The sequence below is a fragment of the Vicinamibacterales bacterium genome, assembly GCA_036496585.1.
Taxonomy (GTDB): Bacteria; Acidobacteriota; Vicinamibacteria; order Vicinamibacterales; family 2-12-FULL-66-21; genus JAICSD01.
In genome coordinates this window covers 203,270-216,070 of sequence record DASXLB010000004.1, presented here as the reverse complement: position 1 = coordinate 216,070, position 12,801 = coordinate 203,270, and the positions used below count along the sequence as shown (strand labels likewise).

The window sequence follows — 12,801 nt, the reverse complement described above, 5'->3', positions numbered from 1 at the left end:
GACTCCCGTGTTCGTCCAGGTTCATGGTGTCCTCGCCGGCGCCGGCGATGTCGATGGGAGCCGGCGCGTCGCGCCGCGGGTCCTGGCTGCCGTTACTGGTTGATCCAGTAACTCATCTTGACGAGAAACACGTTGTGCGCCGGCGCGTCGAACGTGCCGCCGAGGTCGCGCCCGAACCGGAAGGTCCCGTAGTCGAGGACGTCCTCGCGCCCCTGCTGCCAGACGACGAAGAGCGCGGAGCCGGGCTTGTACTCCCAGCGCAGCACGTTGGTCGAACGGAACGAGCGGTAGTTGAAATCGGGAGTGCCGTCGTAGGCGATCGGCGCGTAGCGGTCGGCATAGTGCGGCGCGCGTCCGTCGAGCAGCGCCTTGAAATGATCGTAGTCGCCGGTCGAGACGAACGGCGCAGCGTAGATCTGCACCGAGACCTGCGGCGTGATCGTGTAGTTGACGCGCCAGTTCATCGAGACGGTGTGCTGGTCGAGACGGCCGAACACATAGGTGTTGTCCGGACGGTTCTCGATCCACTGCGCGTCGTTGACCTGGCGGCTCCAGTCGACGCCGCTGCTGATCTCGACGAACGAGCTGGGGCGGTAGGTGACGCTGGGACTCCAGCCAATCCAGTGTCCGCCGGCCGCGTCGCGTCCCGAGTTGAAGAACACCGCCGCCGATACCGGCTTGCGCGAATCGGTGTTGAGGTACTGCCAGTAGTTGCGATTGCTGACGCCGATGGCGCCGGGGCCGACACCGCGGGTGGCGCGGTCGTCAAAGTTGGCGGCGTTGAGGTTGTAGCCAGCGCCGGTCGCCCAGTTGTTCCGGAAGACCCAATGGGCGTTGACGTTGCCGCCGTTCTGCAGGCGATCGCCGCCGAAGTTCCACCCGGCCCACTGGTTCAGGTTCCAGCGCACGCTGCGCAGGAACCGCCAGGGCGTGTCGCGCTTCCACTGCATCCAGTTGTTCATCGAGCGCGTGTCGGCGCGCTGCATGAAGCCGATGTCGTTGATCTCGAGACCCGGGCTCTTGTAGTTGAGGCTCGAGTTGAACCGGATCGTCGCGCCGCCGATCTTGCTGAACGAGACCTGGCCGCCGTTGCCGTTCATCGACGTGCGGGTCGGATCCTCTTCGACGTGTTCGGCGTCCGGGCGCTGGAACGCATGCACGGTGCTCGTCTGCAGGAGATCGATCGCCGGCGCGTCGCCGTGCACGGTGCTGCCGACCCAGTAGCCCTGGACGGCATAACGCTTCAGCATGCGCCAGTCCCAGTCGAGGCCGCCGGTCACCGCCGAATCCGGCAGCAACCCGGTGACGCCGTCGAGGCGCCGCGCGGTGCTGGTGAGCATGAAGCCGAGCGCCGACTGGTTGGCGAACTCGCGACGGGCGCGCAGCACCGCATAATTGGTCAGCGGTTCGACCATCTGCCGCGTGCGCACCGCCCCGTCCGCAATCGTCGCCTGCTCGTCGGCGGTGACCCCGTCGAGCGCGCCGAACGAGAACTTGCCCAGCCGCCCGGTCAGCTTCGCCGCGCCGAAAATCGTCGTCTGCTGCGGGACGACCGCGTAGGCGCCGTCGACGAGATCCGGCGCGCCGCGCGGCTGCCGGCCGATGCGCCGCGAGTAAAACAGCCCGCTGCAGCTGCCGTCGTTGCAGTCGAGATCGAAGTTGAACATGCCGCTGCCTTCGACGAAGAAGGGACGGCGCTCCGCGAAGAACGTCTCGAAACCGGAGAGGTTCACCACGGCCGGATCGGCCTCGACCTGGCCGAAGTCGGGGTTCACCGTCGCGGTCAGGGTGACGCCCGGGCGAACCGCGTACTTCAGATCCGCGCCTCCCGACAGTTGCTGATCGCGCGACGACACGAGGGGATTGCCGGGCTCGGTGGGCTGCGTATCGACCTGGGCCACCGCATAGGGCACCAGCTCGAGCCGCTTGGGCGACTGACTGATCTTGAGGTGCGTCAGATCGCCAAAGGACGAGACGATGCCGCTCGCGCTCTTGGAGATGAACGGCCAGGTGTCGGTCTCCTGCAGCCGGCCGATCTCGCGCACGACGGCGAAGCCGAAGACGGCATCGTCCGACGGATGAAAGCGCAACTGGCTGAACGGAATCCGGAATTCGGCGCGCCAGCCGTCGGCGTCCCGCGCAACGGCGACGTCCCAGACGGCGTCCCAGCCGCTGTCCTCGTTCGAATCACCGTACCAGTAGATGTCTTTCTTGACGCCAGCCGGGTTCACGCCGAACTCGAACGCGGTCCGCTTGTCGTGGAAGGAGTCGACCATGACGCGGATCCAGTCCGACGGCGACTCGGCATCCCGTCGGGTCCGATGGCCGACGATCCGCTCGGGCTGCGGATCGTGAGCACGCACCGCCACGTACAGGTTTTCCGCGTCGTAGGCGACCTTGACGTCGGTCGCGAACGTGGGTGCGCCGCCGTCCTTCGGCTCGCGCTGCCGGAAATCGCTGACCGCCGGGACCGCCCCCCAGACGTCTTCGCTGAACGACCCGAGTTTGATCGCCGTCGCCCCCGGCACCGCGACGGCCGCAATGGTGCCCGACGCGCCGCCGCCCTCGCTCGCCAGCCCCGACACACCGGCCAGCGCGAGCAGAAGTGAGATTTTTAGCATCGACCCTTCCTTAGACGGGGTCGAGCGCGCGCGGGTTTGCAAGGAAGTGTCGCGACGCGGCATTGGTCCTGGAAAGGCGCGATGCGCGAGAGGCTGCGCACGGGCGGAGCCGCCCGTTCACGCGGGATGGCTAGAAAAGGGAATTCAGATCGCGGCGAACAGATTCAACGCGAAACGCGCGGGCTCGTCGATCCACTGCTCGGTGATGCCGAAGCCGGCCCGCGCCCCCATCTCGACGATCTGATCCGGCGCGTACTTGTACGAGCTCTCCGTCCAGATCCGCTCCCCGATCGCGAACGCGACGCTCCACCCGTCGATCGTGACGCGCTGGTCGCGGCGGCTCTCGAGGTGCATCTCGACGCGGTGTTCGCGGCGGTTCCAGACCGCAACGTGCGCGAACGCGTCGAGGTCGAACGTGCCAGCCAGCTCGCGGTTGATGCGGACGAGCAGGTTGCGGTTGAACGCCGCCGTGACGCCGAGCGGATCGTCATAGGCGAGCTGCAGTTCGCGCTCCGGCTTGACGAGGTCGGCGCCGAGCAGCAGCGCGTCGCCCGGGGCCAGCGCCAGGCGGATCGCGCGCAGGAACTGCGCCGCCGCCGGCGCGTCGAAATTGCCGATGTTCGAGCCGAGCAGGAGGACGAGCATCGGGCTGTCGGGATCGCGCTGCCGCGCCGCCTCGCGCAGGCCGGCCTCATAGGTGTCGCGATGGCCGACGACCGAGATGTGCCGGAGCCGGCCGAGCGTCCGCTCCGACTGCTCGAGCGCCTGGCTCGAGATGTCGATGAGGTGGACGCGGCCCCGACGGCCAGCCGCCTGCAGCGCTTCCGCCAGAATCACGATCTTTTCGCCGCTGCCGCACCCCAGCTCGACGATGAGCGGGCCGGGGCTCGACGCGGCCGTCGCCGCAGGGCCGGCCACGGCTTCGACGATGTCGTCGGCGTGCGATTCGAGGAGATGGCGCTCCGCACCGGTGATGCGGTACCACGGCAGGCGGCAGATGGCTTCGAACAACGACGAGCCGAGCGCGTCGTACAGGTATTTCGACTGCAGCTGTCTCGGCGTCAGCGCGAGATCGCGCCGCACGTCGGCCGCGAACTCAGCCGCGAGCTGTTCGGAACTTCGCGTAGACATACGGATAATTGCCACGGAACCAGTTTCGGAAACTCGGACGAATCAGCTCGCGCGCCGTGGCGGGCGACGCGCCCTTCATCACGTAGTGGCGGCCGTCGAAGAAGTCGGCGGAATATTCCGGATACGACCGCATCGGCGCGAAGCCGTCGAACGGCCCGAAGATCGTCGACGTCCACTCCCACCCGTTGCCGACGAGATCCTGCACGCCATGCAGGCTGGCGCCGCCAGGGAAGGACCCGTTGTCGACGGGATCGAAGCCGGCGAAATCGGCGTGGCCCATGGTCGCCCCTTCCGCGGCGCGGTGCCACTCGGCTTCGGTGATCAGCCGCCGCCCTTTCCAGGCGGCGTAGGCGGAGGCCTCCGCGTGACTGACATAGACGGGCGCGTTCGATGGGAGAGGCTCGCAGCTGAACATGCCTCGCCAGAGCCATCGCCGTCCGATGGCCCCAGAGCCGTCACCGATATCCGACGGATCGGCGGCTAACCAGAAGGCCGGATGTTGCACTCGCTCCGACTGAATCCAGTCCCAGCCTTCGTCGCTCCACAGGTCGCGGCGGCGATAACCGTCGGCGTCCAGGAACTCGAGGAACTGCGCGTTGGTGGTCGGCTGCGCGTCGACTTCGAAGGACGGCACGTGCGACACATGCCGATCGAACTCGTTGTCCCAGCCGAAGGCAGCGACCGACCGATCGGCGCCGAGTACGGCGTCGCCATCCGGGACGACGACCGCCGCCAGAGTGGCCGCACCACCACCCGAGGAGCGCCCGTCGACGATTGGATGTCGGCCATCGGACAGCGGGCGCTCGCCGCGCAGAGAGCCGACCGCGCGCTTGGACGCGTACGGCAGCCGATGCCACATGTAGAGGAGCGTCTCCTGGTGCATCGCCTCGTGCTCGAGGGCGGTGTAGAGCCCTTCGATGGCCCCTGCCGCCGCCGGCAGATCGGCGAGCGCGGCGATCACCGCCTCGTCGCAGGCGCGGCCGAACGCGCGCACCTCGTCGCGGGCCGGCCACACCGTCGACGCGCCGCTGCGCGGCACCGCCGCATCGACCGAATCGGGATCGATGCCGCGCTCGAACAGCCTCTCGAACCGCACGTCGATCGGGCCGCGTCCGAGGCCCCGCTGCAGGAACGCGAGGACGCTGAACGCCGGCAGGTGCCCTTCGTAGAACACGATCGGGTTACGCAGCGCGATCGGTCGGGTGTAGTACGCCGACGGATCGATCATGTCGAAGAGGGCCGCGGAGCGCGCGCGGTTGCGGCGGTACCATGCGGCCGCGGCGGTGGCGTCGACGCGGGTCATCGTCGGCATCTGGTTATGCTACGCGCTTTCCTTTCGGTCGTTTCGACGCGCCGGCCCGGCGCGTGGATCCCGCGTGCTTGGGCTTCGGGGCGGCGCGCCTGCCCTTGAGCGAGGCGCGCAGCCGGGCCATCAGATCGACGACTTCGGCCTGCTTCGGCCCGTGATCCTCGGCGACGAACCTGGGCGCCTTGCCCTTCATTTTCGCCTCGATGAGCCGCATCAGGTTCTCCTTGTATTCGTCAGTGTACTTGCGGGGATCCCACGCCGCCTCGAAACTTCCGATCAGGTGGCGGGCCATGGTCAGCTCGGCGGCCCGGCTGCCCGAGTGCTTGGGAAAACGGAACTCGGACAAATCGACCAGTTCGTCGGCAAAGCGCATCATGGTGAGCACGAGCGCGTCGCCGATCGCCTCGATGGCGGCGAGGTGCTGCGCGTCGCGCAGGATGACTTTCGCGACCCCGACGCGCCCCGACTGACGGATCGCCTCCCGCAGCAAGGCATACGACCGATCTGCCCCGGTGCCGGGCGTCAGATAATAAGGCGTCTCAAAGTAGCGCTCGTCGATCTCCTTCGGATCGACGAAGTCCATGATGTCTATCGTCTTCGTCTTCTCCAGCGCCGCCGTCTTGAAGTCGTCCTTGGTCAGCACGACGAACTGGTGTTTCGCGTATTCGTAACCTTTGACCAGATCCTCCCAGGCGACGGGCTTCCCCTCTTTCTGGCAGACGCGCTCGTAGCGGACCGGCTCTTCGTCCTTCGCGTGCAGCAGCCGGAACTTCGGCCGGTGATCGCGCGTCGCGCTGTACAGCTCGACCGGAATACTCACCAGTCCGAACGCGAGAGATCCTTTCCACATCGAACGCGCCATGGGAGCCTCCGCCGTCGCGAGGTAGGAAATCCAACCGCCGATGGCTGCTGTACGTGGGAACGCCAGCCCGACATCGTGCGGGCTGGCGTCTCTACTTGCTACCTTCTCCTGCTGCCGTCTAGCTGCAGCTGTCGCTGACCATCTTCAGCGAGGTCACCGTCATCGAGCGCATTCCACGGGCGCCGCCCTCTGTACCGGTGGTGCCGGCTGCGTTCGTTCCGCTGGCCGTGCCCGATGTGGTGGTGCTGCCGGCGGCCGCGTCGGTGCCGCCGCGGCGTCCGCCGCCCGCGAGGCTGCCGGTCACCTCGACCTTGTGGCCGACGTGGGCCTTGAGATCGACGCTCGAGTCGGCGCTCAGCATCAGGCTCGTCATACCGCGGCCGCCCTGCATGGCGGCGCCCGCGGCGGCGGTATCACTCGTGGCGGAGCCGCTCGTGCTGGCGGTCGTGCTGCTGGCCGCCGCGCCGGCGCCGCGTCCACCCATCCCTTCGATATTGGTGAGCATGTAGGTGTCGGCGGTGTCGCCGGCTTTCACGCACCCGGTGATGGTGCGCGGCCCGCCGCCGCGCTGGCCGGCCTGCGTGGTCGCGCTCTGCGAGGCCGCGCCGGACGTGCCGGTCGCGGTCGACTGAGCCGCGAGGCCGACGGCGAACGCCGCGACACATCCCATTGCTGTCAGAAGTCGCTTCATGAGTCTCATCCTCCTGTCGGGCTGCTGGGCCGCCCGACGTACGAATTCACGCCGGGGGTGGTTGCAGGAACCAAGCCAGAGGCTGTTAGCCGAAAGAGCGGCCGCCGTACCCGGTTGAGGCGTAGCGGAGTCCTACAGGGAGAACCTCCGTTATTTACAGGGGGAATGTCCTTTATTGCATGTGCTACGCTAGACGGCTGCGGTAAGCCGGCCCCCCCTGCGTGGAGCGAGAGTCGAGTGGGCGAGAGTGGCGGAACTGGCAGACGCGCCGGACTTAGGATCCGGTGGCCGAAAGGCCGTGGGGGTTCGACTCCCCCCTTTCGCACGCCTCCGCTCCCGTCGCTCGAATGGATGGGCTCGAGTGGTTTTGGGGGGACGCGACCTGGTGCCGGGTACGCGGCGTCAGACGCGCGCCGGACACGATAGTTAGCCAATCCGTGAAAAACGGGCACTGCGCCCGATTCAAGCGGCCGATAGATCCGAATGAAAACAGAATTCGTCGACGTCAACGACACGCGCAAGAACCTGGTGGTGGAGATCGACAGTGAGGTCGTCGATCAGGAAATCGACAAGGTCACGCGCGATTACGGGAAGACGGCGCGCATCCCCGGGTTCCGTCCCGGCAAGGTGCCGCCCAAGGTGGTCCGGCAGCGGTTCCGCGAGCAGATCCTGCACGACGTCGCGCACGGGCTCATCCCCCGGGCCGTCGACGAGGCACTCCGCGAGCGCGGCGTCGAGCCGGTGGACACGCCCGACATCAAGGACGTCGTCGTCGAAGAGGGGCAGCCGCTGCGGTTCACGGCGTCCTTCGACACGGTGCCGCCGATCGATCCGGGAGACTACGCGACGCTGCAACTGTCGCGCGGCAGCCTGGCGGTGGGAGACACGGCGGTCGGCCAGGCGCTCGAAGGGCTGCGCGAGCGGTCGGCGCGCTACGAGCCGGTCGAGGGGCGCGGCGTCGGCGACGGGGATTCGGTGCTGATGGATCTGGTGCGCACGGAGCGTGCGGCGCCGGCCATCGTGCTGACCGACGCGCCCGCCGCGGGCGGCGAGGAGAAGACGGATCGGCACGAGAGCGTGACGGTCGATATCGGGGCGACGGCGAATCCCCCGGGGTTCGACGCGCAGCTGTTCGGGCTCGAGGCGGGAGCGCACAAGTCGTTCGACATCCGGTATCCGGACGACTACGCGGTCACCGAGCTCGCCGGCAAGACGGTGGCCTACGACGTCGTGGTCAAGGCGATCCGCCGGCGCATCGTGCCGGAGCTCGACGACGAGTTCGCGAAGGACCTGGGCGATTTCGCCTCGCTCGACGCGCTCCGCCAGCGCGTGCGCGAGGACCTCGAGCATGAGGCGAAGCACGAGGCGGACCGGGAGCTGCGCGGCGCGCTGATGAAGCAGCTCGCCGAACGCGTGTCGTTCGAGGTGCCCGAGGCGCTGCTCGAACGCGAGATCGACCGCCGCGTCGAGGAGTTCGTCCGTCGTCTGATCGAGCAGCAGATCGATCCGATGCAGACGAACATCAACTGGGAGGAATTCCGCGGGCGCCAGAAGGAGGCCGCCGCGGAGGCGGTGAGCGGGGCGCTGGTGCTCGACGAGGTGGCGCGCCGCGAACAGCTCGCCGTGGCCCACGAGGACGTGGACGCGGAGATTGGCAGGTATGCCGAGCGCACCGGCCGCACGCCTGCGGCGGTCCGCGCGAAGCTCGAAAAGGAGGGCGGCATTGGCAGGCTGTATGCGGGGCTGCGCCGGGAGCGCGCAATTGACTTCCTGCTGTCGCGTGCTACTATCGTACAAACGTAAGACTTCCGGTTCCGGCCGCTCCCCCAACAAACAGCCGTCCACGTCCCGCTGAAACGCGTTTCGCATGGCTTATTCTTCTTCTTATTCGCAACTGATCCCGATGGTGGTCGAACAGACCAACCGCGGAGAGCGCGCTTACGACATTTTTTCGCGCCTCCTGAAGGACAGCATCATCTTCATCGGCACGCCGATTGACGACAACGTCGCCAATCTGGTGATCGCCCAGATGCTGTTCCTCGAGGCGGAAGATCCGGATCGCGACATCCTGCTCTACATCAACAGCCCGGGCGGCGTCGTCACGGCCGGCATGGCCATCTACGACACGATGCAGTTCATCAAGCCGGACGTCCACACCTATTGCCTGGGCCAGGCGGCGTCGGTGGCGGCCGTGCTGCTGGCGTCGGGCACCCACGGCAAGCGCTTTTCCCTGCCCAATTCGCGCATCCTGATCCACCAGCCGTGGGTCCAGGGCCTCGGCGGGCAGACCACCGACATCGACATCCACGCCCGGGAACTGCTTCGCACGCGCGAGCGGCTGAACCAGATCCTGGCCGAACACTCCGGCCAGCCCCTCAAGCGCATCCAGGACGACACGGAACGGGACTACATCATGTCGGCCGAGCAGGGGAAGGAATACGGTATTATTGACGACGTCATCCGCAAACGGGCCTGACTTCCATGGTTAAGAAGAACGGCGAAAGCGAGATTCTGCGCTGCTCGTTCTGCAATAAAGACCAGAACGACGTCCGCAAGCTCATCGCGGGCCCGACGGTCTTCATCTGCGACGAGTGTGTCGAGGTCTGCAACGACATCATCGCGGACGACAATCGCTTCGAGGCGCGCGGCGGCACCCGCTCGTCCCTGCCGGTCCCGCAGGAAATCAAGAAGTTCCTGGACGAATACGTCATCGGCCAGGAGCAGACCAAGAAGAAGCTCGCGGTCGCGGTCTACAACCACTACAAGCGGATCGAGATTCAGAAGCAGTCGAGGTCGCGCAACGACATCGAGCTGACCAAGTCGAACATCCTGCTGATCGGCCCGACCGGCACCGGCAAGACATTGCTGGCGCAGACGCTCGCCAAGCTCCTGTCGGTCCCCTTCACCATCGTCGATGCGACGACGCTGACCGAGGCGGGCTACGTCGGCGAGGACGTCGAGAACATCATCCTCAAGCTGCTGCAGGCGGCTGGCGGAGACATCGAGAAGTGCCAACAGGGGATCATCTACATCGACGAAGTCGACAAGATCTGCCGCAAGGACGAGAACCCCTCGATCACGCGTGACGTGTCGGGCGAGGGGGTGCAGCAGGCGCTGCTGAAGATCCTCGAGGGCACCGTCGCCAACGTCCCGCCGCAGGGCGGGCGCAAGCACCCGCACCAGGAGTTCTTCCAGGTCGACACGACCAACATCCTGTTCATCTGCGGCGGCGCCTTCGTCGGGCTCGACAAGCAGATCGAGCGGCGCACGGGCAAGAAGACGCTCGGCTTCAAGGCCGAGGTCAAGTCGGTGAACACCCGCGACGTCGGTACGACCCTCGAGTTGGTCGAGCCCGAGGATCTCATCAAATACGGCCTGATCCCGGAGTTCGTCGGCCGCCTGCCCGTCGTCGGCACGCTCCACGAGCTCGATCGCGCCGCGCTCGTGCAGATCCTGACGCAACCTCGCAACGCCATCACGCGTCAGTACCAGAAGCTGTTCGAGTACGAGAACGTCAAGCTGAAGTTCACCGATGACGCCCTCGAGGCGATTGCCGAGCATGCGCTGGCGCGGAAAATCGGCGCGCGCGGCCTGCGCATGATCATCGAGGACCTCATGCTCGATCTGATGTACTCGCTCCCCGGCCAGAAGAAGATCCGCGAGTGCGTGATCACCCGCGAGGTCGTCATGAGCAAGGAAAAGCCGATCACCCTGATCGAAAAGGCCGGGTAATCGGCATTGGCGATAGCCCATCGCCCGTGAGCAATCGGCACATCTGCCGTGTCAGTCTGTACTAACGAATGGAACTCTACGAAACCCTTCCCATCGTCCCACTACGCGATGTAGTGGTCTTCCCCCACATGATGATGCCGTTCGTGATCGGACGGCCGTCGTCGACTCGCGCCCTCGAGCACGCGCTCGGGAAGGACAAGCGGATCTTCCTCGCCGCCCAGCACGACGCGGCGACCGACGAGCCCGAGCCGAACGACATCTTCACGATGGGCTGCGTCGCCAACATCGTGCAGAGCCTCAAGCTGCCCGACGGCAACATCAAGGTGCTGGTCGAAGGCATCGAGCGGGCGCGGGCCGTCGAGTGGAAGGAAGACAAGGGCTTCTACCGCGTCGTGGTCAAGGTGGTGCCGAAGCCGAAGGAAGCCGGCGTCGACGCCGAAGCGACGATGACCAAGGTGGTGTCGCTGTTCGAGCAGTACGTCAAGCTGTCGAACAACCTGAACTACGACGCGATGATCGCCGCGGTGCGGGTCGACGACCCGGGCAAGCTGGCCGACACCATCGCCGCCCACCTGGTGGTCGGAGTCGACGAGAAGCAGAACCTGCTCGAGATCATCTCGCCGATCGAACGGCTGAACCGGATTGCGGCACTCCTCGAAGCCGAGGTGGACAAGCTCCAGGTGGATCGCAAGATCCAGTCGCGCGTCAAGAAGCAGATGGAGAAGGCGCAGAAGGAGTACTACCTCAACGAGAAGATGAAGGCGATCCAGAAGGAACTGGGCCGCAAGGACGAGAAGGGCAACGAAATCGAGGAGCTGAAGAAGAAGATCGAGCAGGCAAAGATGCCTGACGAGGTCGAGGAAAAGGCGATCCAGGAGCTGAAGCGGCTGGAGGCGATGCCGCCGATGTCCGCGGAAGCGACCGTCTCGCGCAACTACCTCGACTGGCTGATCGCGGTGCCGTGGCACAAAAAGACCAAGGAGAGCCGCGACCTCAAGCGCGCCGAGGACGTCCTCAACGAGGACCACTACGGCCTCGAGAAGATCAAGGATCGCATCCTCGAGTTCCTCGCGGTGCGCGCCCTGGTCAAGAAGCCGAAGGCGACCATCCTCACCTTCTCCGGTCCTCCGGGAGTCGGCAAGACCTCGCTGGCCAAGTCGATCGCCCGCGCCATGAACCGCAAGTTCGTGCGGTTGTCGCTCGGCGGCGTGCGCGACGAAGCGGAGATCCGCGGCCATCGCCGCACCTACATCGGCGCCTTCCCCGGCCAGATCATCCAGATGATGAAGAAGGCCGGCAGCATGAACCCGGTGTTCCTGCTCGACGAAGTCGACAAGATGTCGATGGACTTCCGCGGCGATCCGTCGGCGGCGCTGCTCGAGGTGCTCGACCCCGAGCAGAACAATGCGTTCCTCGATCACTACCTCGACGTCGAGTACGACCTGTCGAACGTGATGTTCATCTGCACGGCCAACGTGCTGCACACCATCCCGCAGGCGCTGCGCGACCGCATGGAAGTGCTGCAGCTCGCCGGCTACACCGAGCAGGAGAAGGTCGAGATCGCGCGCAAGTTCCTCGCCCCGAAAGCGGTCGAGGGCGCCGGCCTGACGAAGGAGAACATTACGTTCCTCGACGAGGCGTTCTCGACGATCATCCAGCGCTACACGCGCGAGGCGGGCGTCCGCAATCTCGAACGCGAGATCGCGTCGATCTGCCGGAAGGTCGCCCGCAAGGTCGTGACCGAGGGCAAGAGCTTCAGCATGGAGGTCACGGCCGCACGGGTGACCGAATACCTCGGCGTGCCGCGCTTCCGCCCGGCGATGGGGGAAGAGAAGAACGAAATCGGCGTCGCGACAGGACTGGCGTGGACGGAAGTCGGCGGTGAGATCCTCACGATCGAAGCGACGTTGATGCCCGGCAAGGGCAAGCTGACGCTGACCGGCAAGCTCGGCGACGTCATGCAGGAATCGGCGCAGGCGGCGATGAGCTACGTGCGCAGCAAAGCCGACGAGTTCCGCATCCCGAAGAACTTCAACCGGACGACCGACGTCCACATCCACATTCCGGAAGGCGCCATCCCCAAGGACGGTCCGTCGGCGGGCATCACGCTCGCGACGTCACTGATTTCAGCGCTCGGGCGCGTCCCGATCCGCAAGGAAGTGGCGATGACCGGCGAGATCACCTTGCGCGGCAAGGTGCTGCCGATCGGCGGCCTCAAGGAGAAGATCCTCGCCGCCCACCGCTCGGGTCTGAAGACGATCATCGTTCCACGCGAGAACGAGAAGGACCTGGCCGACATCCCGAAGAACGTGCTCGACTCGCTCAACGTTTACATGGTCGAGTCCATGGACGAGGTGTTGAAGATCGCACTCACGGAGCCGTTGAGCGGCGTGGCGCCGGCCGTCGAGACCGACGTCGCGGGCGATGCAGCCCCTGTGTCTCACTGAGTGCGCCG

9 protein-coding genes and 1 tRNA gene are annotated in these 12,801 nt (G+C 66.1%); 5 read left to right on the top strand and 5 right to left on the bottom strand.

The features are described 5' to 3' along the window. Positions 1-92 precede the first annotated feature (92 nt). The 5 genes from VGI12_01435 to VGI12_01415 all read right to left on the bottom strand — a co-directional run bounded on the left by VGI12_01435 (position 93) and on the right by VGI12_01415 (position 6,614). The gene (locus tag VGI12_01435) at positions 93-2,621 is read right to left on the bottom strand and encodes a DUF5916 domain-containing protein (GenBank protein HEY2431304.1); all 2,529 of its coding nucleotides are present in this window, start codon (positions 2,619-2,621) and stop codon (positions 93-95) included. Positions 2,622-2,765: 144 nt separating this feature from the next. Continuing rightward, on the bottom strand, positions 2,766-3,752 hold the full coding sequence (locus VGI12_01430) for an L-histidine N(alpha)-methyltransferase (protein ID HEY2431303.1): 987 nt from the start codon (positions 3,750-3,752) through the stop codon (positions 2,766-2,768). Next, positions 3,718-5,064, bottom strand: a complete 1,347-nt coding sequence (locus tag VGI12_01425; protein ID HEY2431302.1) for an SUMF1/EgtB/PvdO family nonheme iron enzyme — start codon at positions 5,062-5,064, stop codon at positions 3,718-3,720. The genes VGI12_01430 and VGI12_01425 overlap by 35 nt, the downstream gene beginning before the upstream one ends. A 4-nt stretch (positions 5,065-5,068) precedes the next feature. Then, entirely contained in the window at positions 5,069-5,911 is an 843-nt protein-coding gene (locus tag VGI12_01420; protein HEY2431301.1) for a Ku protein, read from the bottom strand. A gap of 130 nt (positions 5,912-6,041) precedes the next feature. Next, positions 6,042-6,614, bottom strand: a complete 573-nt coding sequence (locus VGI12_01415; GenBank protein ID HEY2431300.1) for a hypothetical protein — start codon at positions 6,612-6,614, stop codon at positions 6,042-6,044. Between the two features lie 241 nt (positions 6,615-6,855). Between VGI12_01415 and VGI12_01410 the strand changes: the two genes are divergently transcribed. The 5 genes from VGI12_01410 to lon all read left to right on the top strand — a co-directional run bounded on the left by VGI12_01410 (position 6,856) and on the right by lon (position 12,793). Continuing rightward, a tRNA-Leu gene (locus VGI12_01410) sits at positions 6,856-6,939 on the top strand. Between the two features lie 158 nt (positions 6,940-7,097). Next, positions 7,098-8,417: a trigger factor gene (gene tig / locus VGI12_01405; protein ID HEY2431299.1), complete on the top strand. Its 1,320-nt coding sequence runs from the start codon at positions 7,098-7,100 to the stop codon at positions 8,415-8,417. Between the two features lie 64 nt (positions 8,418-8,481). Continuing rightward, on the top strand, positions 8,482-9,090 hold the full coding sequence (locus VGI12_01400; GenBank protein ID HEY2431298.1) for an ATP-dependent Clp protease proteolytic subunit: 609 nt from the start codon (positions 8,482-8,484) through the stop codon (positions 9,088-9,090). Positions 9,091-9,095: 5 nt separating this feature from the next. Continuing rightward, complete coding sequence (gene clpX / locus VGI12_01395; GenBank protein ID HEY2431297.1) at positions 9,096-10,346, top strand: ATP-dependent Clp protease ATP-binding subunit ClpX; 1,251 nt, start codon at positions 9,096-9,098, stop codon at positions 10,344-10,346. 68 nt (positions 10,347-10,414) lie between these two features. Beyond that, entirely contained in the window at positions 10,415-12,793 is a 2,379-nt protein-coding gene (gene lon / locus VGI12_01390) for an endopeptidase La (GenBank protein ID HEY2431296.1), read from the top strand. Positions 12,794-12,801 lie beyond the last annotated feature (8 nt).